Raw genomic sequence first — 22,235 nt, 5'->3', positions numbered from 1 at the left:
CGGTCGCCGTGCCCTCTCCCTCCATGGGCCTCCCCGGGCTCAAGCGGGGCCCCTCGTCCCGCGTCCGGGTGCTCGTCCTGCTGCTCGCCGTCTCGGCGGTCATGTTCACGTTCTCGGCCAACGACCCCGGCACCGGCCCCCTCTCCGTCGTGAAGGGGGCCGTTCAGACCGTGTGCCTGCCCTTCCGCTACGTGGGCGCCGTGGTGAGCTCGCCGTTCTCGGGGCTCTCCAACCTCGCCAGCAACCTCACGGCCGACCAGGGCTCCCTCTCCGAGCTCAAAGAGGAGAACGAGCGCCTCAAGGCCGAGAACGCCCAGCTCAAGGAGTCGAGCCTCGCAGCCGACCGCCTCGAGCGGCTCCTCGAGCTCCAGAACACCTACCGCCTCGAGTCCACTGGCGCGCGCGTGGTGTCGGGGGCCGTGGACTCCCTCACGTCCACCATCACCATCGACAAGGGCTCGGCCCAGGGGCTCGCCGTCGGCATGCCCGTGACCGACTCCTATGGCGTCATCGGCCAGATCAGCTCCGTGGGGCCCACCACGTCCCAGGTGCGCCTCATCACCGACGAGCGCTCCGGCGTCTCGGCCATGGTGCAGTCGAGCCGCGCCCAGGGCCAGCTCGTGGGGCAGGGGACCGACATGCTCAGGCTCACCCTCGTGCGCACGGACCAGGCCGTGGAGGTGGGCGACCTCGTCGTCACGAGCGGCCTCGGCGGCGTCTACCCCAAGGGGCTGCTGCTCGGCACCGTCACGAGCGCCGAGCGTCCCTCCGGCGCGCTCTACTACGAGATCCTCGTGCAGCCCGCCGCCCTCACGTCCAACCTCGAGGAGGTGCTCGTCATCACGTCGCTCACCCAGGAGCAGACGGCCACGGCCGAGGAGGCCGCCGCCGCCGACGCCCAGGAGGAGGGGAAGGCCCCGGCCCAGCAGGACCAGACCCAGCAGCCCCAGCAGGGCGACGGCACCCAGACGGCGGCCTCGGGGTCGGACGGTGACGGCGACGGCCAGGGCGCGGACGGCCAGGGCGGCCAGGCCTCGGACGGCTCCGGCGCCCCCGCCGCCGACGGACAAGGGGAGGGCTGAGCGCCGTGATCGTCAACGACTCCAACCAGCGCCGCCGCGTGGTGCTCGTCCTGTTCTGCGTGTGCTTCGCGCTCGAGGCGGCCCTCGGCCCCAACATCGCCGTCGCGGGCGGCCGCATCGACTTCATGCTCATATTCGCCGGCTGCGTGGCCCTCTCGTTCGGCGGGACCTACGGCGTGCTCTGCTCCTTTGGCGCCGGCCTGCTCTTCGACCTCATGACCTCGGGCCCGGTGGGCGCCATGGCGTTCCTGCTCACCCTCTCGTCGTTCTTCCTCGGGGCCGAGGACCGCGATCGCCTGGCCGACGACACGGCCGGGGCCTGCCGCCTGTTCTTCGTCTCGACGGCCGCCGTCGAGCTCGCCTACCAGCTGTGCCTCGCGCTCACGTCCCAGCAGGGCTCCCTCGTGGACGTCGTCTTCCTCCGCTGGCTCCCCTCGACGGTCCTCGATTGCGTCGTCTTCCTGCCCTTCGTGTTCCTCCTCTCGCGGATCGGGTCGTCGGGGCCCCAGCTCGGGAAGAAGAAGAGCGGTAGGACCCGCAAGGGGTCCTACCGGATCAAGGGGCTCTAGGGCCCGTCGGGGGGAGATAGATGGATTTCGCTACCGTCGTCCTCATAATCTGCGGCGTCATCGTCGCGGTGGCCGTAGTGGCCGTCGTCCTCGTGGTGCATGCCCACGGCGGCCGCTTCACCGTGGACATCGGCGGCCAGACGCCCCGTGCGGCCGGCGGGAACGACACCTCGCCCGAGACGGGCTTCAAGACGCGGCTCCGCGGCCTCGGCCTGTTCTCCGGCGGCGTCGTGGCGGTCCTGCTCGCCCGCGTGTGGTCGATGCAGCTCATGTCCAACGACGAGTACACGAGCCAGGCCGAGCGCAACCGCACGCGCACCATCACCACGGCCGCCCCGCGCGGGCGCATCCTCGACCGCAACGGCGAGGAGCTCGTCACCAACCGCCCGTCGCTCACGGTGGTGGCCCAGGCCGACGTCGCCGACGACGAGCGCGAGCTCCAGCTCCTCGGCAACCTCCTCGGCATGCCCCGCATGGCCGTGAAGCGCAACATCCAGGACACCACCGAGGGCGCCCAGAGCAGCCGCACCGTGGCCGTGGACGTCTCCCGCCGCATCGTGGCCTACCTCGAGGAGCACCCCGACCTCTTCCCAGGCGTCACCGTGGAGCAGCGCACCCAGCGCCACTACCCCCACGGCAAGCTCGCGGCGCACGTGCTCGGCTACACCGGCACCGTCACGGCCGACCAGCTCGAGGCCTCCAAGGACTCCGAGGACGGCATCGCCTACGAGTCGGGCGACATCACGGGCCAGGCCGGCGTGGAGTACCAGTACGAGAGCGTGCTCCAGGGCGTCCGCGGCGAGCAGAAGGTGTTCGTGGACGCCGACGGCGACGTCACGGGCTACTCCACCTCGGTGCCCGCCGAGGCCGGCAGCGACGTCGTCCTCACCATCGACGCCAAGATCCAGCAGGCCGCCGAGGACGGCCTGCAGCACGCCATCTCCAAGGCCAAGGCGCTCCAGAACAAGGCCACGGCCGGCTGCGTCGTGGTGCTCGACTGCACCAACGGCGAGATCCTGGCCATGGCCAGCTACCCGGAGTTCGACCCGTCCATCTTCGTGGGCGGCATCTCCAACGCCGACTGGGAGGCACTCTCCTCCGAGGCGTCGGGCTACCCCCTCATGGACCGCGCCGTCTCGGGCACCTACGCCTCGGCGTCCACCATCAAGCCGCTCTCCGCCCTCGCCGCGCTCAACAACGGCATCGCCGACGCCTCGACCACCTACGACTGCACGGGCTTCTGGACGGGCTTCGGCAGCGCCTACGGCCAGTACTGCTGGGACCACGACGGCCACGGCATCATCGACCTGCGCAACGGCATCGTGTACTCCTGCGACACCGTGTTCTACGAGATCGGCAAGGCGTTTTTCGAGTCCGACAACAAGGAGGGCCTCCAGGACACCTACAGCCGCTGGGGCCTCGGCAAGAAGACCGGCGTCGACCTGCCCGGTGAGGCCGAGGGCCGCGTCCCCACGGCCGACTGGAAGTGGAACTACTTCTCCTCCTATCCCGAGGAGGACCGCACCTGGAGGGGCGGCGACACCACCAACCTCGCCATCGGCCAGGGCGACATCCTCGTGACCCCGCTCCAGATGGCCTGCATCTACATGGCCATCGCCAACGACGGCGTCATGTGGCGCCCCCACGTGCTCAAGTCGGTGACCTCCAAGGAGGGCTCCGGCACCGTGGCCGACTACAAGGTCGAGAAGATCAACGAGGTGGAGGAGAAGGACGAGTACATGGCGCTCATCCACGACGCCCTGCAGGGCGTGATCTACGAGGAGGACGAGGCCGTCACCTCCCACTTCACGAGCCTCCCGGTGAAGGTGGCCGGCAAGACCGGCACGGGCGAGAAGGCCGGCAAGGACCCCACGGCGTGGTTCTGCGCCTACGCGCCGGCCGACGACCCCAAGTACGTGGTCTGCGCCATGCTCGAGGAGGGCGGCTTCGGCGCCACGAGCGCCATGTACGCCGTCCGCGACACGTTCGGCGGCATCTACGACGTGCCCGACCAGTCCACGGCGGACTCGTCGAGCAGCGCGCGGTAGGGGAGGGACCATGGCAAGGCATGCTGCGCGCCGCTCCACCGGCGTCCGGGACCCCGGCTTCTCCGAGGTCGTCTCCACCCTGTTCGGCGGCAGCGCGGGCAAGCGCCCGGGCGGCGCGAAGGCCCGCATGCCCCGGGGCAGGGGCGTGCTGTCGGAGCTCTACCTCCCGGTGCTCCTCCCCGCCGTCCTGCTCGTGGCCTACGGCCTCCTCGTGGTCTGGTCGGCGTCGCTCACCATCGCCGACGCCTCGCTGCCCCGCCAGCTCCTCGGCGTGGCCATCGGCCTCGTCGCGGCGGCCCTCGTCTGGCGCTACGACTACCGCGACCTCGCCAACTACACGACGGTGCTCCTGGTGGCCGACATCGTGCTGTTCGCGCTGCCCATGGTCCCCGGCCTCGGCTACGAGGCCAAGGGCATGACCGGCTGGATCCAGGTGCCGGGCATCGGCCTGCGCCTGCAGCCGTCCGAGATCATGAAGCTCGTGACCATCTACCTCATGGCCGGGCTCGCGGCGCAGTACAACGGGCGTATCAAGTCGTTCTCCGAGTACTGCCGCCTCTGTGGCATGCTGCTCGTCCCCTTCGTGCTGCTCCTCACCCAGGACCTCGGGTCGTCGCTCATCGTGCTGGTGTCCGGGGCCGCCATCATCATCTGCGCGGGCGCCAGGAAGGAGTGGGTCATCCCCACCATCGTGCTTATCGTGGTGGTGTGCGCCCTGGCCATCTTCTCGTCGCTCACGCCGGGGATGCCCGACATCCTCAAGGAGTACCAGCTCAAGCGCCTCATCGTGTTCGTCGACCCGTCGGTGGACCCCTCCGGCGACGGCTACAACCTCCAGCAGGCCAAGATCGCCGTGGGCTCCGGCGGGTTCCTCGGCAAGGGCATCGGCCATGCCTCCCAGGCCGGGCAGGGGTTCCTCCCCGAGGCGCACACGGACTTCGTCTTCGCCCTGCTCGCCGAGGAGTTCGGCTTCGTGGGGTCCGTGATCCTGCTCCTGCTCTTCGGCTGGCTCTGCTTCGCCGCGGTGGGCCTCGCCCTCAAGATCGAGGCGCCCTTCGCCAAGCTCGTCCTCGTGGGCGTCGTGGCCATGTGGTCGTTCCAGCTCCTCGAGAACGTGGGCATGTGCCTCGGCATCATGCCGATCACGGGCATCCCGCTGCCCTTCATCAGCTACGGCGCGTCGTCCATGGTGGTCCAGCTCACCGCCGTGGGTATGGTCCAATCGGTGTGGCGCCACCGGGTGAAGTCCGCCTAGGACGCCCGGCACCGCGCCTGCGCTAGCATCTTCCCCGTCCCCGAGCGCCCCCGCGGCGCCTTACTAGGAGGTCCCATGGCCAACCCAGCCTCGACGTTCTCCCGTCTCAAGGAAGTCCTCGACGCCGGCCGCGACGCGACGGCCGCCACCGACGCGCCGGTGCGCCTCGCCGTGGAGCTCGTGGGCGGCGCCCCGGCGGACACCGTGTCCGCGCTCAAGGCGGCCCTCGTCCCCGAGACGCCCCACGGCATGGTCCATGTGGGCAGGCTCGTCCACGGCGCCCCCGTGGTGGTGAACCCCGAGGCGGATGCCTGTGTGATCGTGTGCGGCGACGACGCCCCGCTGGCCGCCGGCGCCGCCCGCGGTTGGGCCGGGGCCGGCGTCCCGGTGTGCCTCGTGGGCCGCGGCGCCTCCGCCGTGCCCGAGGTGGGCCTGGCGGGCGGCGCCCCGGTCGGCTCGGTGGCGGACGCGGACGCGGGCCGGGCCGTCAGGGGCCTCGGCGAGTGGCTCTCCCGGGCCACCGACAAGGCCTGGGCCGTCGCGGCCAACTTCCCCTTCTGCCGACGCCCGCTCGCCGAGGAGGAGGTGCTCTCCTGCGCGGCGGCCAACGCCGGCGTGGGGGCCGTGGAGTTCGTCAGGGGCGCCGACTTCCCCGTGATGTGCGCCACGGAGTCGTCCATGGTCATGAGGATCGCCTCCATGTACGGCGCGCCCACCGGCGCCGCCCGCGCCCCCGAGCTCCTGCTCGTGGTCCTCGGCGGCATGGCCATGCGCGCCGTCGCCCGCCGCGGCTCCCGGCTCCTGCCCAAGGGGGCCTGGGCCGTCAAGGGCGGCGTGGGCTGGCTCGGCACCTGGCTCACGGGCCAGGCCGTCATCTGGCGCTTCGAGGAGGCCGAGGAGTTCGACCGCCGCGCCGCGTGGGTGCGCGACCGCGTGGGGGAGGCCGCCCGCGCCGCGGCCGACCGCGCGGCGGCGCTCACGGGCGCCATCGTGGAGGTGGAGCCGGGCGCGCTCTACACGGAGCCCGGCACGCGCTCCGTCGTGCCCGTGGACGTGGTCGACGTGGTCCAGGCCCCGTCGGGCCGCAGCTGGTTCGAGGTCGGCGGCAACGCCGGCGCCGGTCGATAGGAGAGCCGTGTCCCTGCCCAGAGAGAACCGATTCGACGAGATCGCCCCGCTCCTGCCCAAGGTGGAGAAGCCGGCGCGCTACCTCGGCCACGAGTGGGGCTCCACGGAGCCCGACGAGGACGCCTTCCACGTGTGCATGGTGTTCCCGGACGTCTACGAGATCGGCGTGCCCAACCTCGGCGTGGCCATCCTCTACCGCGCCCTCAACCGCACGCCGGGCCTCTCCTGCGAGCGCTGCTACCTCCCGTGGCCCGACATGGCCGACGCCATGCGCGCGGCGAGCGTGCCGCTGCTCTCCCTGGAGAGCGCGTCCCCCGTGGCGTCCTTCGGCATGGTGGGCGTCTCCATCGCCCACGAGCTCGCGGGCACCAACGTCGTGGAGGCCCTCGACCTCGCCCGCATCCCCGTGCGCGCCTGCGACCGGGCCGAGGACGACGCCATCGTCGTGGCCGGCGGCCCCGGCATCTGGAACCCCGAGCCCCTCGCCCCCATGTTCGACGCCTTCCTGCTGGGGGAGGGGGAGGAGCACATCGTCGAGGTGGCCGAGGCGATCAAGGCGGGCCGCGAGGCCGGGCTCCCCCGCGCGCAGATCGTGGCCTCGCTCGTGGACGTGCCGGGCACCTACGTGCCGAGCGCCTACGAGGTGCGCCGCGACGGCGAGGGCACGCGGTTCGGCTACGTGGTGCCCAGGGAGGGCTCCGGCGCCCCCGAGGTGGTGCTCCGCCGCGTGGCCGACGACTTCCGCGCATCGGACCCCTGCGCCGGCACCATAGTCCCCTCCCTCGAGACGGTCCAGGACCGCCTGAGCGTCGAGGTGCTCCGCGGCTGTGCCCGCGGCTGCCGCTTCTGCCAGGCCGGCATCACCTACCGCCCCGTGCGCGAGCGCGACGCCGACGACGTCGTGGCCGCCTGCGTGGAGGGCCTCGCCCGGACGGGCTACGACGAGGTCTCGCTCATGAGCCTCTCCACCACGGACCACTCGCAGTGCGCCCGGATCCTCCACCGCCTCAACCGGTGCTTCGAGGACGAGGCCGTGCGCGTCTCCATCCCGTCGCAGCGGCTCGACTCCTTCGGCGTCGAGATGGCCCTCGAGGTCTCCGGCGCCAAGCGCGGCGGCCTCACCTTCGCCCCCGAGGCCGGGAGCCAGCGCCTGCGCGACGTCATCAACAAGAACGTGACCGAGGAGGACCTCGAGCGCGCCGCCCGCAACGCCTTCGAGAACGGCTGGCAGCGCATGAAGCTCTACTTCATGATGGGCCTGCCCACCGAGACCGACGACGACATCCGCGCCATCCCGCGCCTGGCCGAGAGGGTCCTGGCCATCGGGCGCGAGATCGTGCCCAAGGGCCGCCGCGGCTCCCTGTCGGTCTCCGTCTCGGTGGCCGTCTTCGTGCCCAAGGCGCACACCCCGTTCCAGTGGTGCGGGCAGCTCCCCATCGAGGAGGTGCGGCGCCGCCAGGCCCTCCTCCTCGAGACGGTGTCCGACCGCGCCGTGCGCGTGAGCTACCACGACGCCGACACCTCGATGCTCGAGGCGGCCCTCTCCAAGATGGGCCGCGAGGGGTTCGACCTCATATACGGCGCCTGGCGCCGCGGGTGCCGGTTCGACGCCTGGACCGACCGGTTCCGCTTCGACGGCTGGTGCGACGCCGCCGGGGAGCTGGGCATCGACCTCGCCGCCACGGCGGCGGAGGAGCTCCCCCTGGACGCCCGGCTGCCGTGGGACCACGCGAGCCCGGGCGTGTCCAAGGGCTTCCTCAAGCGGGAGTGGCGGCGCGCCCTGCAGGGAAAGACCACCGGCGACTGCACGCGGGAGAGCTGCACGGGCTGCGGCATCTGTCCCACGCTGGGCGTCGAGAACGTGTTGGCGGGTGAGCGATGATGGCCGAGAACGAGCGGTTCCTGCTGAGGGTCCACTACCGCAAGGAGGGGCGGCTGCGCTTCCTCGGGCACCTCGACGTCATGCGCGCCCTCGAGCGCGCCGTGCGCCGCGCCCGCCTGCCCTTCTGCGTGACCCAGGGCTTCTCGCCCCGCATGAGGTGCGCCTTCTCGGCCGCCCTGCCCCTGGGCGCGGCCTCGGCGAGCGAGTACCTCGACCTCACCCTGGGCTCCTACGTGCCGCCCGAGGAGGCCCTGGCGCGCCTCGCGGCGGCGCTCCCGGCCGACCTCGCCCCCGTGCGGGCCGCCTACGTCGACCCGCGCTCGCCGGCCCTCGGCGCGTGGCTCGACCGCGCCTCGTGGCGCCTCTCGCTCGCCACGGACGCCACCGCCGACGAGGTGTCCGCGGCCGTGGCGGCCCTCGCCGCGGCGGGGGAGCTCACCTACCTGAGGGGCCGCAAGGAGAAGCGGGTGGACCTCGGCCGCACCCTCGTGGGGTTCGACGCGCACGACGTCGACGGCGGCGTGGAGCTCACGGTCCGCACGCGCTCGTCCAACGAGGGCGCCCTGAGGCCCGAGGTCCTGGTCCGGTCGGCCTTCGCCGCCCCGGCCCTGGAGGGGCGCTCCCTGGACGGGGTGGACGTCTTCCGGCTGGGTCAGTGGCACGAGGAAGAAGATGGCTCTCTTGTGGAAGCCTTGTAATGGGCGCCGCTCGGTCTACTATGACTAGGATAGCCGGCTTCAGGGGAGCCTCCCCGGCAGCCTTGGAGCGGGCCCGTTGCGGCGACATCCGGGAGACCGTTGGGCCTCGTTGACGCTTGTGCGCCGGCGGTCTATCATGGACAATTGTTGCACTCACCTCGCAATGAAGGGTTCGATCACATGTACGCAATCGTTTCCACAGGTGGCAAGCAGTATAAGGTTGCCAAGGGCGACGTCCTCGACGTCGAGAAGCTCGACGCGCAGCCTGGCGAGCAGGTCCAGCTCGACGTCCTGCTGCTCAACGACGGCGCTGCCACCACCGTCGACCCGGCCGCGCTCGCCGGCCAGAAGGTCACCGCCAAGGTCGTCGACCAGCACAAGGCCCCCAAGGAGATGGTCTTCAAGTTCCACAAGCGCAAGCGTTACCAGCGCACCAAGGGCCACCGCCAGAACCTCACCCGCATCGAGGTCACCGAGATTCCCGGTGAGGCCGCTGCCCCCGAGTCGGCTTCCACCGCCGAGTAGACCAGAACCCGGATTCAAGAGTTAGGCAGGTTTTCACCATGGCACACAAGAAAGGCCTCGGCTCGTCCCGCAACGGCCGCGACTCCAACGCCCAGCGACTCGGCACCAAGATCTTCGGCGGCCAGGCCATCAAGACCGGCCAGATCATCGTGCGCCAGCGCGGCACCCACATCCACCCCGGTGAGAACGTGGGCATCGGCCGCGACGACACCCTGTTCGCCCTCGCCGACGGCGTGGTCGAGTTCACGAAGGGCGCCAAGCACAAGGTGCACGTGCGCCCCGTCGAGGCCTAAGGCCTCGTTCCTCCATCAAGGATCGGTCCGGGACCCCCGTCAACGTCGTCGGGGGTCCTTTCTTTTAGCCAGAAGGAACAAGCCATGCCGCAGTTCACCGACATTTCCCGCATCAACGTGTGCGGAGGCAACGGAGGCGCCGGTTGCATGAGCTTCCGCAGGGAGGCCCATGTCCCCAAGGGAGGGCCCGACGGCGGGGACGGCGGCCACGGCGGCAACGTGGTCCTCGAGTGCGACCCCCAGCTCTCCTCGCTCATCGACTACCGTTACAAGCACCACTTCAGGGCCGAGCGCGGCACCCACGGCCAGGGCGCCCGCAAGCACGGCCGCGACGGCGCCGACCTCGTGCTGCGCGTGCCCATGGGCACCGTGGTCCGCGAGCTCGACCCCGAGACCATGGAGCCCGCGGCCGAGATCTGCGACCTCACCGTCCCCGGCGAGCGCGTCGTCGTGGCTCCGGGCGGCGTCGGCGGCCGCGGCAACATCCACTTCGTCACGTCGGTGCGCCGCGCCCCGGCCTTCGCCGAGAAGGGCGAGCCGGCCCGCGACCACTGGATCGAGCTCGAGATGAAGCTCATGGCCGACGCCGCCCTCGTGGGCATGCCGTCCGTGGGCAAGAGCTCCCTCATCGCCCGCATGAGCGCGGCCAGGCCCAAGATCGCCGACTACCCCTTCACGACGCTGGTGCCCAACCTCGGCGTCGTGCGCGCGGGGGACACCTCCTTCGTGGCAGCCGACGTCCCCGGCCTCATCGAGGGCGCGAGCGAGGGGAAGGGCCTCGGCCACGAGTTCCTCCGCCACATCGAGCGCACCGCCCTCATCATGCACGTGGTGGACGTCACCGGCGGCCTCGAGGGCCGCGACCCCGTGCGCGACTACGAGGTCATCAACGAGGAGCTCGCGCGCCACGGCGCCGAGCTCGCCGACCGCCCCCAGGTGGTCGTGGCCAACAAGTCGGACATGCCCGGCACCTCCGAGGCCGTGGAGCGGCTCCGCGAGCGGGCCATGGCCGACGGCCGCCCGTTCTTCGCCGTCTCCGCGGTCACCGGCGCCGGCATCGACGCCCTCGAGCGCGCCGTGGGGGCCATGGTGTCCGACCTCAGGGCCCAGGTCGAGGCCCCGGCCGGCGACGTCTCCGAGTTCGAGCGCGTCTGGGAGGCGCGCCGCGAGCGCAACGACCGCGCCATGACCGTGCGCAACCTGGGGGGCGGCGTCTGGGAGGCGTCCGGCGTCAACCTCGAGCGCGCCGTGGTGCAGACCGACTGGGACAACGAGGAGGCCGTGGGCTACCTGCAGCACCGCTTCGACCGCATGGGCTTCGACGCCCTGCTCGCCAAGTCCGGCGTCAAGGCCGGCGACGAGGTGCGCGTCCTCGACTTCGCCTTCACCTACGAGGGGGCGCCGTCCGAGGACGACTTCGCCGAGCTCGACGGGGAGACCGCCGAGGACGGGGAGGGGGAGTCGTGAGGCACTCCGAGGAGCTCGACCGCGTCATCGTGGCCAAGGTGGGCTCGTCCACCCTGGTGGGCCCCGACGGGTCCCTGGACTACGCCTACCTCTCCTCCCTCGTCGACCAGCTCGTGGAGCTCAAGGGGATGGGCTTCAGGCCCGTGCTCGTGTCCTCCGGCGCCGTGGCCGCGGGCATGGAGCGCCTCGGGCTCGCCGAGCGGCCCTCCGACATCCCGGCCCTGCAGGCCTGCGCCTCGGCCGGGCAGGCGGCCCTCACCGAGGCCTATGCCGAGCGGCTCGCCGCCCACGGGTGCCCCTGCGGCCAGGTGTTGCTCACCCGCCGCGACGTCGTGGACCGCCGCGGCTACCTCAACGCGCGGAACACCCTCGACTACCTGCTCGAGCTCGGCGCCGTGCCCGTGGTCAACGAGAACGACACCGTCGCCGCCTACGAGTTCGTCTTCGGCGACAACGACATGCTCGGCGCCATCGTGTCCACCCTCGTGGGCGCCGAGCGCTACGTCATCCTCTCGGACATCGACGGCATGTTCACCGCCGACCCGTCCACCCATCCGGACGCCGAGCTCATCGAGCACGTCGACCGCATCGACGCGGACCTCGTCGCCTGCGCCGGCGGTGCCGGGTCGTCGGTGGGGACGGGCGGCATGGCCGCCAAGCTCCGCGCCGCCCGCGCCCTCCTAGCCGCCGGCATCCCCATGACCATCTGCCACGGGCGCCGGCCCCGCTCCCTCGTGGACGCGGTGCTCGGACGGGGCAGACGCACGGAGTTCGGCAGCCCCGGGACGCCGCGGGAGCAGGCCAGGAAGCTCTGGATCGGCATCGCCAACAGGGCGGCCGGCACCGTGGGCGTCGACGCCGGGTGCGCCGACGCCATCCGCAGCCAGGGGGCGTCGCTGCTCCCCGTGGGCGTGCGCTCCGTCTCGGGCACCTTCGACGAGGGCGACGTCGTGTCGGTCGTGGGGCCGGACGGCGCCCTCGTGGCCCGCGGCGTCACGCGCTACTGCTCCGCCGACCTCGCCAAGTCGCGCGGCCTGCCCCTCGACGTGGTGGCCCGCTTCCTGCCCGACAAGGCCGACGTCCCCGCCATCCACCGCGACGAGCTCCTCGTCTTCTAACCCTTCCACCGAGAGGTCCGACCATGACCGAGTCAGACGCCACCCGCTGCGCCAGGGCCGCCAAGGCCGCCGCACCCACCCTCGCCGCCGCCCCGGCCGAGACCCGCACCGCCGCCATCCTGGCGGCCGCCGCGGCCATCGACGCCGAGGCCGACGCCGTCTGCGAGGCCAACGCCCGCGACATGGCCCGCGGGCGCGAGGCCGGCATGCCCGGCCCGCTGCTCGACCGCCTCCTGCTCGACCGCGACCGCCTCGCCCAGGTGACCTCCGCCATGGCGGAGGTGGCGGCCCAGGAGGACCCGCTCGGCGCCGTCGAGGGGGGCCGCGTGCTCGCGAGCGGCATCTCCCTCACCGAGGTCTCGGTGCCCCTCGGTGTCGTGGCCATCATCTACGAGGCGCGCCCCAATGTGACGGCCGACTCCATCGCCCTCTGCCTGCGCTCGGGCAACGCCTGCGTGCTCAGGGGCGGCTCGGCCGCCATGGAGACCTGCGCCGCCATGGCCGCCGCGGCGCGCCGCGGCATCGCCTCCACGGGCCTCTCGCCCGACGTCGTGTGCTATGTGGAGTCCACCGAGCGCTCCTCGTCCGTCGACCTCATGCACGCCACGGGCCTCGTGGACGTGCTCATCCCCCGCGGCGGCGCCTCGCTCATCCGCACCTGCGTGGAGGAGTCCACGGTCCCCGTCATCGAGACCGGAACGGGCAACTGCCACATCTACCTCGAGGGGACCGCCGACGCCGCCATGGCCGAGGCCATCGTCGTCAACGCCAAGACGAGCCGCCCCGGCGTCTGCAACGCGGCGGAGTCGCTCCTCGTGGACCGCGCCGCCGCCGACCGGCTGCTGCCCGGCGTGTGCCGCGCCCTCGCCGAGCGCGGCGTCGTCCTCGTGGGCGACGAGGGGGCGCGCGACGTCTGCCGTGCGGCCGGCGTCGAGATGGGGGAGGCGACCGAGGACGACTGGGGCCGCGAGTACCTCGACCTCGCCATGAGCGTGAGGCTCGTCGAAGGCGTCGACGAGGCCGTGGCCCACGTGAACCGCTTCGGCACCGGCCACTCCGAGTGCATCGTGACCGAGAGCTACCGCGCGTCCGAGCGCTTCCTCGTCGGCGTGGACGCGGCGGCGGTGTACGTCAACGCGTCCACCCGCTTCACCGACGGCGGCATGTTCGGCCTCGGGGCGGAGATCGGCATCTCCACCCAGAAGCTCCACGTGCGCGGGCCCATGGGCGCCTCGGCGCTCACGTCCACCAAGTACGTCCTCAGGGGCGACGGGCAGGTGCGCGGATGAGCGCCCGGGAGGGGCTCCCGCGCCTCGGCGACGACCCGGCCCGCACCTACCGGCTCGGCGTGATGGGCGGCACGTTCGACCCCATCCACAACGGGCACCTCGTGGCCGCCGAGCAGGTGGCCGGCGACCTCGACCTCGACGTGGTGCTCTTCATGCCCGCCGGCAGCCCCGCCTTCAAGCAGGACCGGCCCGTGTCGGCCGCGGAGGACCGGTTCGCCATGACGCTGCTCGCCACGGCCGACAACCCCGTCTTCGAGGCCTCGCGCCTCGAGGTGGAGCGGCCCGGCGTCACCTACACCGCCGACACCCTCGAGGAGCTCCGCGCCGCCTACCCGGACAACGTCGAGCTCTTCTTCGTCACCGGCGCCGACGCCATCATCGACATCGTGCACTGGCACGACGCCGCCCGCATCGCGTCCCTCGCCACGCTCGTGGGCGTCACGCGCCCCGGGTACGACCTCGAGCGGGCGCGCCGCGCCATCGAGGCCTCGGGCCTCGGCTTCCAGGTGTTCTACCTCGAGGTCCCCGCCCTCGCCATCAGCTCCTCCTACCTGCGCCGCCGCCGTGCGGCCGGGCAGTCGCTGCGCTACCTCACGCCCGACTCCGTGGTCGGATACATCGAGAAGCGCGGCCTCTACGGCTGGGAGGCCGTGGCGGGGGAGGCCGTCGGCGGCCAGGGGAGGGAGTCGTGAGCGCCGCGCCCGACACCTCGCGCTTCAGGGCCCTGCTCGAGGCGCCCTCGACCCTGTCCGGCGCCCAGGCCCGCACCGTGGAGGGGCTGGAGGCCGACCTCTCCGACCGCCTCTCCCACCGCCCGGGGCGGCTCGCCCACTCGCTGTCCGTGGGCCGCACGGCCGAGGCCCTCGCCACCGCCTACGGCGTCGATCCCTTCGACGCCCGGGTGGCCGGCATCCTGCACGACTGGGAGAAGGCGCGCCCCGACGCCGAGCTGGTGGGCCCGGCCGAGGAGGCGGGCATCGACCTCGGCGTGCCCCTGGACCTCGTGCGCCCCCTCATCCACGGCCTGCTCGCCTCCAGGACGCTGCCGGCGCGCTACCCGTGGCTGTCGCCGGAGGTGCTCCGCGCCGTCGCGCGCCACACCACGGGGGCCCGGGACATGTCGCCGCTCGACGAGGTGCTCTTCGTGGCCGACGGCATCGAGCCCCTGCGCGGCTCCAAGGGACCGCTCGACGCCCAGCGTGCCATGGTGGGCGAGGCGACCCTCGACGACCTCTACCGCACCTGCTTCTGCGACGGGGTGGCCTACGTGGTCCAGACCCGCCGCTACCTCTATCCCGGTACCATCGACATCTACAACGAACTCGTCACAGGAAAGGACGCGACCCACCGATGAGCACGCCCCAAGAAATCGCCCGCACGGCCGCCGAGGCCGCCGACTCCAAGAAGGCCCAGGACGTCGCCGTCATCGACGTCACCGGCAAGAGCGACGTGTGCGACTGCATCGTCGTCGCCACCGTCGCCAACAACCCCCAGGCCCATGCCGTCATGGACGCCGTGGAGGAGGCCGTGCGCACCGGGTGCGGCGCCAAGCCGCTCTCCGTGGAGGGCAGGGACGGCATGTCCTGGGTCCTCATCGACTACGGCCCCGTGGTGGTGCACGTCTTCAAGCCCGAGCAGCGCGCCTTCTACCGGATCGAGAACCTCTGGGCCGACGCACCGCGCATCGAGCTCTGAGCCGGCGGCGTCACTTGTTCATGGGCACGGTGTCGCTCGCCTCGTCCTTGAGGCGAAGGTCGCGCCCGTAGGAGACCGCGCCGGCGCCGAACCGCTCCCGCAGCTCGTCGAGGGCCACGCTGAGCTCCCGGCGCCCCTTGGGCGCGGGGGAGCCTCCGTCGTCCCCGTCCCCGTCGCCGCCCAGCATGGCGTCGGGGAAGAGCGTGGGCTGCTCGGGGGCGGCGGCCTCGCCGAAGCGCGAGACGCCCACGCCCACGAGCCGCACGGCCACGCCGGGGCGCCACACCTCGTGGAGGAGGTCGAGCGCGGCGCGGCCGAAGACCGACTCGTCGTCGGTGGGGGCCGCCAGCCGGCGCTGGGCCGTGCGGCCGTGCTCGAAGTCGAACCTCAGCTTGAGGGTCACCTCCGACCCCGCGAGCCCCTTGGCGCGCAGGCGGGTGCCCACCTTGGCCGCCACCGAGAGCACGGCCGCCTCCACGTCGGCCGCCTGCGTGAGGTCGCGGGCGAACGTCCGCTCGTTGCTCACCGACTTGGGCTCCTCGGCGTCGTCGGCCGCGCGGACGGGGGAGTGCTCGCGGCCCGCCGCCCGCTCGACGAGGGCGGGCCCCGCCACGCCCAGGAGCCGAGCCATCTCGGCCGGGTCGCCGGCGGCGAGCTCGCCCAGCGTGCGGATGCCGTGGGACAGGAGGGTCCGTTCGGTCGCGGGGCCCACGCCGCTCATGTCGCGCACGGGGAGGTCCCGGAGGAAGAGCGCCTCGGTCCCGGGCGGCACCACCGTGAGGCCGCGGGGCTTCTCCTTGTCCGACGCGATCTTGGCCACGGTCTTGGACGTGGAGAGCCCGATGGAGCACGTCACCCCCAGCGCTGCCACGGCGTCCCGCACCCGGCGGCAGATGGCCACTGGATGCTCGCGCGAGAAGCGGCCCGGCGTCACGTCGAAGAATGCCTCGTCGATGGACACCTGCTCCACGAGGGGCGTCTCGGCCAGCAGGATGTCCATCACCCTGCGGCTCATCTCGCGGTAGCGGTCGAACCTCCCGCGGGTCCAGATCGCCTGGGGGCACAGCCGCTGCGCCTGGGCGCTCGGCATGGCCGAGTGAACGCCGTAGGTGCGCGCCTCGTAGCTCGCCGTCGACACCACGCCGCGCCTACCGGCGCTGCCGCCCACGATGACGGGCCTGCCGCGCCACTCGGGGTGGTCGAGCTGCTCCACGGAGGCGAAGAAGGCGTCGAGGTCCAGGAGGCCCACGGCGGGCCCCTTCCAGGGTATCGCCTCGAGCTCGTGGGGGCGGCCGGCGTCGGGTCCCATGGTCACGCCAGGGGCAGCGAGAACGAGAACGTGGTGCCGTCCTCGTCCGTGCTCGTGCACGATATGGACCCGTCGTGGCCGTCGACGATGGCCTTGGCGATGGGCAGGCCGAGGCCGAACCCGCCCGTGGCGCGGCTGCGGGCCCTGTCGGTGCGGTAGAAGCGGTCGAAGATGTGCTCGATGTCGGCGGGGGAGAGGGTGTCGCCGTAGTTGCGCACGGAGAAGACGGCCTGGCGCCGCTTGGCGTTCACCTTGAGGGACACGTCCACGGTGTCGCCGCGAGTGGAGTACTTCACGGCGTTGTCGAGCAGGATCTTCACGACCTTCTCGATGAAGCCCGGGTCGGCCTTCACGTGGACGCCGCCCTGGATGTCCTCCGAGATCATGTGGCCGCTCTCGAAGGCCACGACGTCGAACTGCATGGTCATGCCGCTCACGAGCTCGGAGAGGTCGCAGTCCTCCATGTGGTAGACCGACCCCTTGTTGAAGCGGTCCTCGTCGGCGCGGGAGAGTTCGAGGAGGCTCGTGACGAGCTCCTTCATGCGCTCGGCCTCCATGTCGGTGGACTCCACCCAGCGGCGGTCGTCCTCCGGGATGCGGTCGAGGTCGCCCTTGAGGATGTGGGTGTTGGCGAGGATGACGGCCAGCGGGGTCTTGAGCTCGTGGGACGCGTCGGCCGTGAACTGGCGCTGGGCCTCCCAGGAGAGGCGCACGGGCTGCACGATCCAGCGTGAGATGCGCCACATGACGAGCGCGATGACCGAGAGGCCCGCCACGCCCACGGCGATGTTCACGTAGAGCTGGTTGGAGAGGGCCTGGCCGATGCCGGTGGTGTTGGCGACGGCGATGCGCTCGCCGGAGGGGGTGGTGCCGCGCTTCCACACGATGTCGAAGTCGGGGAGGTAGCCCGTCTCCCCGTCGGAGGCGTCGCTCGCCGACAGGACGGCCGAGACGGCCTTGGGGCCGATGATGGCCGCCGTGTCGTTGCCCACGATGCGGCCGGTCTCCCTGTCGATGTCGATCCAGTAGACGGCCATCTGGCCGTAGCCGTGGCGGTCGCCGTCGCCCGAGGCCGCGAGCACGCCGATGTAGGGGCGCATGGGGGTGGTGGTGTCGAGGACGCGGTCGAGCGACGCGATCACGAACTGGCCGAGCTGCTGCTGAGTGGTGGTGTAGGAGACGGCGAACGTGCCGAAGAGGACCAGGGCGAGCAGGGTCATGGTGAGTACCATGAAGTTGCGTTGGAGCCTCTCGAGCATGGAATCCCTGCGCCTTCCCCGTACGACGGACCACCTCCATCATAGCGTCTGCGGACCCCGGCCCAAAAGGGGAGGCGCCCCGCACCGGCCGGTGCGGGGCGCCTCGGGCGCGACGGTCTGACGGCAGGGGCCTAGCCCAGCTCCTCCAGGCGGTAGCCGAGCATGCGCAGGGTCGTGATCTGCACCTCGGAGTGCAGGTGGGACAGCTTCTTGCGCAGGAAGGAGATGTAGGCCTCGGCGGAGTTCTCGCTGGTGTCGCCCTCGGTGCCCCAGATGGAGGCGAGGAGGTCGTGCTTGGAGACCACGCGGCCCGTGGAGCTCATGAGCATGCGCATGACCTCGAACTCCTTCTGGGAGAGGTGCACGTCTCTGCCGTTGCAGCGCAGGTCGTGGGTGTGGAGGTCGAGGGCCAGGTCGCCGAACTTCATCTCGTCGATGGGCACCTCGCCCTTGCGGCGGGAGAGGGCACGGATGCGGGCGAGCAGCTCGTCGGTGTCGATGGGCTTGGTCATGTAGTCGTCCGCGCCGCAGTCGAGGCCCTCGATCTTGTCGGTGGTGGAGGTCTTGGCGGTCACGATGATGACGGGGGTGGCCACGCCGTCGCGGCGCAGCTGGTGCACGACCTCGAAGCCGTCCATCTCGGGGAGCATGACGTCGAGGACGACGACGTCGTACTCGCCGGTCTTCGCGAGCTCGTAGCCGGCCTTGCCGTCGTATGCGGCCTTCGCGTGGTAGCCGTCCTCCGTCAGGACGTGGCACATGGCGTCGTTGAGGTTCTTCTCGTCTTCGACAACCAGGATGTTCATCGCTCCTCCTTGCTCTGGACCCTTGCCCATGGGAATCACGGTGCGGTCGCACGTGCTTCTTGCTGTGTCTTCAACCGTGTACCCATCATCTGAAAATGAGACACCACGATCGGCGACTTCTTTTCAAGTATCGGGATTCTCACGCATTCGATACAATTCGAGCCCCGTCGCTCCGGCTCCCGGGTCCGCACCGTGGGAAAAGTGTGACGAGTGCCAAAAGCGGGGGTTTCACGCCCGGCCGCCATGTTCTATGATTATCGACGCTTTTGTGTGGTTTGCGCCCCATGGCCCGGCCATGGCGCATTCGTCTAGAGGAGTCCCATTGGCAGTCAAGATCCGTCTGGCCCGTCACGGTGCCAAGAAGCGCCCGTTCTACCGCGTCGTCGTCGCCGACGAGCGTATGCCCCGCGACGGCCGCTTCATCGAGCAGGTCGGCATCTACAACCCGCTCACCCATCCCCATGTGATCGAGATCGACCTCGAGAAGGTCGACGCGTGGATCGCCAAGGGCGCCAAGCCGAGCGACAAGGTCGCCTCCCTCATCGAGATCGTGCGCGAGGGCGACAAGCCCGCGCCCGAGAAGAAGGCCAAGAAGTCCAAGAAGCAGATCGAGAAGGACCGCGTGGCCGCCGAGGAGGCCGCCGCTGCCGCCGCCGAGGACGCCGAGTAGCATGGCCGACACCGAGAGCCAGGACGCCCAGCTGCCCGACGAGATGCCGTCCGACCGCGTCGCCGACCTCGTCGAGCTCGTGGTCTGCGGTCTCGTGGACGACATCGACGCCGTGTCCCTCGACGTGACCGACGCCATGGAGGGCACCCTCATCGAGGTCACCTGCGCCCCCGACGACGCCGGCAAGGTCATCGGCCGCCGCGGCCGCACCATCAAGGCCATCCGCACCCTCGCCCGCGCCCTCGGCGCCCGCGTGGGCACCGCGGTCGACGTCGAGGTGCTGGGCTAGACCCATGGCCTCCCGGTATCGCATCGTCTGCTCCGTCGCCAAGGCGCGCGGGGCCAAAGGGGAGATCGTCTGCGCACCCGTGGACGGTCTTCCCTTTCTTCTGAGGCCCGGCCTCACGGTCCACGTCGTGCCGCCCACCCTGCGCGGCGTCCGCGTCACGGAGGTCGAGTCGGTCCGCGACGGCGGGTCGGGCCAGGCCGTGCGCCTCGCCGGCGTGGGCTCGCTCGACGCGTCCGAAGAGCTCTGCGGCCGCTACCTGCTCGTGGACGAGGCCGACCTCCCGGACGACCTCCTCGTCCACGACCCCTCCGCCATCGTGGGCGTCGAGGTCGAGGACGCCGCCCGCGGCCCGCTCGGGACCGTCTCCGCGGTCATGCGCGGCCCCGCCAACGACGTCTGGGAGGTCCGGGGCCCCTACGGCGAGCTCCTGGTGCCCGTGGTGGACGGCTTCATCGTCTCGGTGTCGCCCGACCGCGTGGTCATGGAGCTGCCCCGCGGCGTCGTGCCCGAGGGCGGGGAGGGGGTGCCGCGATGATCGTCGACGCCGTGTCTGTGATCCCCGAGGTGTTCGGCCCCTATATGGACGCCTCCATCCTGGGACGCGCCCGGCGCGCCGGGGTCTTCGAGTTCCGGGCCCACGACCTGCGCCGTTGGACCCACGACCGCCACCGCACCGTGGACGACGCGCCCTTCGGCGGGGGGCCCGGCATGCTCATGAAGCCCGCACCCGTCTTCGAGTGCGTCCGCGAGCTGGCGGGGGAGGGGGCGGCGCCACGCACGGTGTTCTTCTCGCCCGCCGGCCGCACCTTCACCGAGGACGTGGCCCGCGAGCTCGCGGCCGAGGAGCGCCTGCTCTTCGTCTGCGGCCGCTACGAGGGCATGGACGAGCGCTGCTACACCCTGGCCGACGACGTGCTCTCCCTGGGCGACTACGTCCTCACGGGCGGGGAGCTCGCCTGCATGGCCGTCACCGACGCCGTGGTGAGGCTGCTCCCCGGCGCCCTCGGCGACGAGCGGTCGGCCCAGGAGGAGTCGTTCTCGGACGGGCTCCTCGAGTACGCCCAGTACACCCGGCCCGCGTCGTTCGAGGGCATGGACGTGCCGGAGGTGCTCCTCTCGGGCGACCACGCCCGGGTGGACGCCTGGCGCAGGCGCGACGCCCTCGTGCGCACCGCCCGCCGGCGCCCCGACCTCCTCGCCTCCGCGCCCGTCACCGACGAGGAGCGCGCCTTCCTCCTGGAGTCGGGGCTCCTGTCCGGGTAAAGTCGATGGAACGAGTCGAGGTCGAGGAGGGTCCCATGGCAGGTACCGGTTCCGCTGAGAGAAAGGGCCCGTCCCGCCTCCGGGACGTCGTCGAGTGGGTGGCCGTGGTCGCCGTGGCGGTGGCCGTGGCCGTCTTCGTGCGGGCCTACGTCGCCGAGCCCTTCGAGATCCCCACGGAGTCCATGGTCGACACCATCCAGGTGGGCGACCGCGTGCTGGGGGAGAAGGTCAGCTACCTCGGCTCCGGGCCCGCCGCCGGCGACGTCGTCACCTTCCACGACCCCGAGCAGCCCTCCACGACGCTCATCAAGCGCGTCATCGCCACCCCCGGCCAGACCGTCGACATCCGCGACGGCGCCGTCTACGTCGACGGCGAGCGGCTCGACGAGCCCTACACCGGGGGGAAGCCCACCGAGCCCATCGAGGGGCGCCACGCCGCCTTCCTCGACGGCGACGTCTCCTACCCGCTCACCTTGGGGGAGGACGAGTACTGGGTCATGGGCGACAACCGGACCAACTCCCTCGACTCCCGCTACTTCGGGCCCATCCGCCGCGACTCGGTGACCTCCAAGGCCTGGTTCATCTTCTGGCCCCTCAACGACGTGGCGCTCCTGGGCTAGGCGGCTCCCCCTCACCGGCGGTCCCCGAAGGGCTAGTATTGGAAGCCGCTATGACCGCACGCACCCGAGGGGAACGAAGCCTATGCACAAGGACGCACTGACGTTCCAGGCCATGATCCTGGCCCTGGAGCACTACTGGGCCGGTTGCGGCTGCACCGTGATGCAGCCCTACGACTCCGAGGTCGGGGCCGGCACCTTCCACACGGCGACGCTGCTCCGCTCCCTCGGCCCCGCCCCCTGGGCCTGCTGCTACCCGCAGCCCTGCCGCCGCCCCGCCGACGGCCGCTACGGCGAGAACCCCAACCGCATGCAGCACTACTACCAGTTCCAGGTGCTCATCAAGCCCAGCCCCGCCAACGCGCAGGAGCTCTACCTCGGCAGCCTCGAGGCCATCGGCCTCGACCCGGCCAAGCACGACGTGCGCTTCGTCGAGGACGACTGGGAGAGCCCCACGCTGGGTGCCTGGGGCCTCGGCTGGGAGGTGTGGCTCAACGGCATGGAGGTCACGCAGTTCACCTACTTCCAGCAGGTGGGCGGCATCGAGTGCGACCCTGTGCCCGTGGAGATCACCTACGGTCTCGAGCGCATCGCCATGTACGCCCAGGGCGTCGACTCCGTGTACGACCTCGTGTGGAGCTACCTGCCCGACGGCACGCCCATGACCTACGGCGACGTCTTCCTCGAGAACGAGCGCGAGTTCTCCGCCTACAACTTCGAGGTCGCCGACGTTCCCATGATGCGCCAGAAGTTCGACGACTACGAGCGCGAGTGCCGCCGCTGCCTCGAGGCGAAGCTGCCGCTCCCGGGCTACGACTGCGTGCTCAAGTGCAGTCACGCCTTCAACCTGCTCGACAGCCGCGGCGCCCTGTCCGCCACCGAGCGCACCAACTACATCCTGCGCGTCCGCACCCTCGCCAAGGCGGCGTGCGAGTGCTACCTCGCCTGCGTGGCCTCCAAGGAGGTTGAGTAA

The 22,235-nt window shown here is 71.4% G+C and carries 24 protein-coding genes; 21 read left to right on the top strand and 3 right to left on the bottom strand.

Annotation, left to right across the window (positions count from 1 at the left end):
• The first annotated feature begins 8 nt into the window (after positions 1-8).
• From mreC to rsfS, 15 genes are all read left to right on the top strand, one after another.
• Positions 9-1,082 (top strand): rod shape-determining protein MreC, encoded by a 1,074-nt coding sequence (gene mreC, locus NFR49_RS02235; RefSeq protein ID WP_251158051.1) that lies wholly within the window; start codon positions 9-11, stop codon positions 1,080-1,082.
• 5 nt (positions 1,083-1,087) lie between these two features.
• Positions 1,088-1,651, top strand: a complete 564-nt coding sequence (gene mreD, locus NFR49_RS02230; RefSeq protein ID WP_251158050.1) for a rod shape-determining protein MreD — start codon at positions 1,088-1,090, stop codon at positions 1,649-1,651.
• Between the two features lie 20 nt (positions 1,652-1,671).
• Positions 1,672-3,699, top strand: a complete 2,028-nt coding sequence (gene mrdA / locus NFR49_RS02225; protein WP_251158049.1) for a penicillin-binding protein 2 — start codon at positions 1,672-1,674, stop codon at positions 3,697-3,699.
• Between the two features lie 10 nt (positions 3,700-3,709).
• Entirely contained in the window at positions 3,710-4,954 is a 1,245-nt protein-coding gene (locus NFR49_RS02220) for an FtsW/RodA/SpoVE family cell cycle protein (RefSeq protein ID WP_251158048.1), read from the top strand.
• Positions 4,955-5,029: 75 nt separating this feature from the next.
• On the top strand, positions 5,030-6,082 hold the full coding sequence (locus tag NFR49_RS02215) for a hypothetical protein (RefSeq protein WP_251158047.1): 1,053 nt from the start codon (positions 5,030-5,032) through the stop codon (positions 6,080-6,082).
• Between the two features lie 7 nt (positions 6,083-6,089).
• Complete coding sequence (locus NFR49_RS02210; protein WP_251158046.1) at positions 6,090-7,964, top strand: TIGR03960 family B12-binding radical SAM protein; 1,875 nt, start codon at positions 6,090-6,092, stop codon at positions 7,962-7,964.
• On the top strand, positions 7,964-8,662 hold the full coding sequence (locus NFR49_RS02205) for a TIGR03936 family radical SAM-associated protein (RefSeq protein WP_251158045.1): 699 nt from the start codon (positions 7,964-7,966) through the stop codon (positions 8,660-8,662). The genes NFR49_RS02210 and NFR49_RS02205 overlap by 1 nt, the downstream gene beginning before the upstream one ends.
• Positions 8,663-8,842: 180 nt before the next feature.
• Positions 8,843-9,187 carry a 50S ribosomal protein L21 gene (gene rplU / locus NFR49_RS02200; protein WP_251158044.1) on the top strand — a complete coding sequence of 115 codons (345 nt, stop codon included), beginning with the start codon at positions 8,843-8,845 and terminating at the stop codon, positions 9,185-9,187.
• A 38-nt stretch (positions 9,188-9,225) separates the two neighbouring features.
• Positions 9,226-9,480: a 50S ribosomal protein L27 gene (rpmA, locus tag NFR49_RS02195; protein ID WP_135977301.1), complete on the top strand. Its 255-nt coding sequence runs from the start codon at positions 9,226-9,228 to the stop codon at positions 9,478-9,480.
• 84 nt (positions 9,481-9,564) lie between these two features.
• Positions 9,565-10,947 carry a GTPase ObgE gene (gene obgE / locus NFR49_RS02190; protein ID WP_251158043.1) on the top strand — a complete coding sequence of 461 codons (1,383 nt, stop codon included), beginning with the start codon at positions 9,565-9,567 and terminating at the stop codon, positions 10,945-10,947.
• The gene (proB, locus tag NFR49_RS02185; RefSeq protein WP_251158042.1) at positions 10,944-12,065 is read left to right on the top strand and encodes a glutamate 5-kinase; all 1,122 of its coding nucleotides are present in this window, start codon (positions 10,944-10,946) and stop codon (positions 12,063-12,065) included. The genes obgE and proB overlap by 4 nt, the downstream gene beginning before the upstream one ends.
• 23 nt (positions 12,066-12,088) lie before the next feature.
• The gene (locus NFR49_RS02180) at positions 12,089-13,354 is read left to right on the top strand and encodes a glutamate-5-semialdehyde dehydrogenase (RefSeq protein ID WP_251158041.1); all 1,266 of its coding nucleotides are present in this window, start codon (positions 12,089-12,091) and stop codon (positions 13,352-13,354) included.
• Positions 13,351-14,046, top strand: coding sequence for a nicotinate-nucleotide adenylyltransferase (gene nadD, locus NFR49_RS02175; RefSeq protein WP_251158040.1), 696 nt, complete (start codon positions 13,351-13,353; stop codon positions 14,044-14,046). Before NFR49_RS02180 ends, nadD begins: the two co-directional genes overlap by 4 nt.
• Entirely contained in the window at positions 14,043-14,708 is a 666-nt protein-coding gene (gene yqeK, locus NFR49_RS02170) for a bis(5'-nucleosyl)-tetraphosphatase (symmetrical) YqeK (protein ID WP_251158039.1), read from the top strand. The genes nadD and yqeK overlap by 4 nt, the downstream gene beginning before the upstream one ends.
• On the top strand, positions 14,705-15,049 hold the full coding sequence (rsfS, locus tag NFR49_RS02165; protein WP_251158038.1) for a ribosome silencing factor: 345 nt from the start codon (positions 14,705-14,707) through the stop codon (positions 15,047-15,049). The genes yqeK and rsfS overlap by 4 nt, the downstream gene beginning before the upstream one ends.
• A 10-nt stretch (positions 15,050-15,059) precedes the next feature.
• Here the strand turns inward: rsfS and dinB are convergent, their stop codons facing one another.
• The 3 genes from dinB to NFR49_RS02150 form a co-directional block, all read right to left on the bottom strand.
• Entirely contained in the window at positions 15,060-16,358 is a 1,299-nt protein-coding gene (dinB, locus tag NFR49_RS02160) for a DNA polymerase IV (protein WP_251158037.1), read from the bottom strand.
• Positions 16,359-16,360: 2 nt separating this feature from the next.
• The gene (locus NFR49_RS02155) at positions 16,361-17,617 is read right to left on the bottom strand and encodes a sensor histidine kinase (protein ID WP_251158036.1); all 1,257 of its coding nucleotides are present in this window, start codon (positions 17,615-17,617) and stop codon (positions 16,361-16,363) included.
• 131 nt (positions 17,618-17,748) lie between these two features.
• Positions 17,749-18,423 (bottom strand): response regulator transcription factor, encoded by a 675-nt coding sequence (locus NFR49_RS02150; RefSeq protein ID WP_251158035.1) that lies wholly within the window; start codon positions 18,421-18,423, stop codon positions 17,749-17,751.
• A gap of 322 nt (positions 18,424-18,745) precedes the next feature.
• Between NFR49_RS02150 and rpsP the strand changes: the two genes are divergently transcribed.
• The 6 genes from rpsP (at position 18,746) to NFR49_RS02120 (ending at position 22,235) form a co-directional block, all read left to right on the top strand.
• Positions 18,746-19,093 carry a 30S ribosomal protein S16 gene (gene rpsP, locus NFR49_RS02145; protein WP_251158034.1) on the top strand — a complete coding sequence of 116 codons (348 nt, stop codon included), beginning with the start codon at positions 18,746-18,748 and terminating at the stop codon, positions 19,091-19,093.
• 1 nt (position 19,094) lies between these two features.
• Positions 19,095-19,382: a KH domain-containing protein gene (locus NFR49_RS02140; protein ID WP_251158033.1), complete on the top strand. Its 288-nt coding sequence runs from the start codon at positions 19,095-19,097 to the stop codon at positions 19,380-19,382.
• 4 nt (positions 19,383-19,386) lie between these two features.
• Positions 19,387-19,917 (top strand): ribosome maturation factor RimM, encoded by a 531-nt coding sequence (locus NFR49_RS02135; RefSeq protein ID WP_251158032.1) that lies wholly within the window; start codon positions 19,387-19,389, stop codon positions 19,915-19,917.
• A complete protein-coding gene (trmD, locus tag NFR49_RS02130; protein WP_251158031.1) occupies positions 19,914-20,645 on the top strand; it encodes a tRNA (guanosine(37)-N1)-methyltransferase TrmD in 732 nt (243 codons plus the stop codon). The genes NFR49_RS02135 and trmD overlap by 4 nt, the downstream gene beginning before the upstream one ends.
• 35 nt (positions 20,646-20,680) lie before the next feature.
• On the top strand, positions 20,681-21,265 hold the full coding sequence (gene lepB, locus NFR49_RS02125) for a signal peptidase I (RefSeq protein WP_251158030.1): 585 nt from the start codon (positions 20,681-20,683) through the stop codon (positions 21,263-21,265).
• Positions 21,266-21,347: 82 nt separating this feature from the next.
• On the top strand, positions 21,348-22,235 hold the full coding sequence (locus tag NFR49_RS02120) for a glycine--tRNA ligase subunit alpha (RefSeq protein WP_251158029.1): 888 nt from the start codon (positions 21,348-21,350) through the stop codon (positions 22,233-22,235).

Origin of the sequence: Caniella muris (assembly GCF_943193035.1) — a bacterium.
Taxonomy (GTDB): Bacteria; Actinomycetota; Coriobacteriia; order Coriobacteriales; family Atopobiaceae; genus Granulimonas; species Granulimonas faecalis.
This window is presented reverse-complemented; position numbering and strand designations above follow the sequence as displayed.

Coding starts and splice junctions, on each gene's coding strand:
- NFR49_RS02205 (WP_251158045.1), top strand. CDS start 7,964: ATGGCCGAGAACGAGCGGTTCCTGCTGAGGGTCCACTACCGCAAGGAG.
- mrdA (WP_251158049.1), top strand. CDS start 1,672: ATGGATTTCGCTACCGTCGTCCTCATAATCTGCGGCGTCATCGTCGCG.
- NFR49_RS02135 (WP_251158032.1), top strand. CDS start 19,387: ATGGCCTCCCGGTATCGCATCGTCTGCTCCGTCGCCAAGGCGCGCGGG.
- rplU (WP_251158044.1), top strand. CDS start 8,843: ATGTACGCAATCGTTTCCACAGGTGGCAAGCAGTATAAGGTTGCCAAG.
- NFR49_RS02155 (WP_251158036.1), bottom strand. CDS start 17,617: ATGCTCGAGAGGCTCCAACGCAACTTCATGGTACTCACCATGACCCTG.
- NFR49_RS02215 (WP_251158047.1), top strand. CDS start 5,030: ATGGCCAACCCAGCCTCGACGTTCTCCCGTCTCAAGGAAGTCCTCGAC.
- NFR49_RS02150 (WP_251158035.1), bottom strand. CDS start 18,423: ATGAACATCCTGGTTGTCGAAGACGAGAAGAACCTCAACGACGCCATG.
- rsfS (WP_251158038.1), top strand. CDS start 14,705: ATGAGCACGCCCCAAGAAATCGCCCGCACGGCCGCCGAGGCCGCCGAC.
- nadD (WP_251158040.1), top strand. CDS start 13,351: ATGAGCGCCCGGGAGGGGCTCCCGCGCCTCGGCGACGACCCGGCCCGC.
- lepB (WP_251158030.1), top strand. CDS start 20,681: ATGGCAGGTACCGGTTCCGCTGAGAGAAAGGGCCCGTCCCGCCTCCGG.
- rpmA (WP_135977301.1), top strand. CDS start 9,226: ATGGCACACAAGAAAGGCCTCGGCTCGTCCCGCAACGGCCGCGACTCC.
- NFR49_RS02120 (WP_251158029.1), top strand. CDS start 21,348: ATGCACAAGGACGCACTGACGTTCCAGGCCATGATCCTGGCCCTGGAG.
- NFR49_RS02180 (WP_251158041.1), top strand. CDS start 12,089: ATGACCGAGTCAGACGCCACCCGCTGCGCCAGGGCCGCCAAGGCCGCC.
- NFR49_RS02140 (WP_251158033.1), top strand. CDS start 19,095: ATGGCCGACACCGAGAGCCAGGACGCCCAGCTGCCCGACGAGATGCCG.
- dinB (WP_251158037.1), bottom strand. CDS start 16,358: ATGGGACCCGACGCCGGCCGCCCCCACGAGCTCGAGGCGATACCCTGG.
- NFR49_RS02220 (WP_251158048.1), top strand. CDS start 3,710: ATGGCAAGGCATGCTGCGCGCCGCTCCACCGGCGTCCGGGACCCCGGC.
- trmD (WP_251158031.1), top strand. CDS start 19,914: ATGATCGTCGACGCCGTGTCTGTGATCCCCGAGGTGTTCGGCCCCTAT.
- obgE (WP_251158043.1), top strand. CDS start 9,565: ATGCCGCAGTTCACCGACATTTCCCGCATCAACGTGTGCGGAGGCAAC.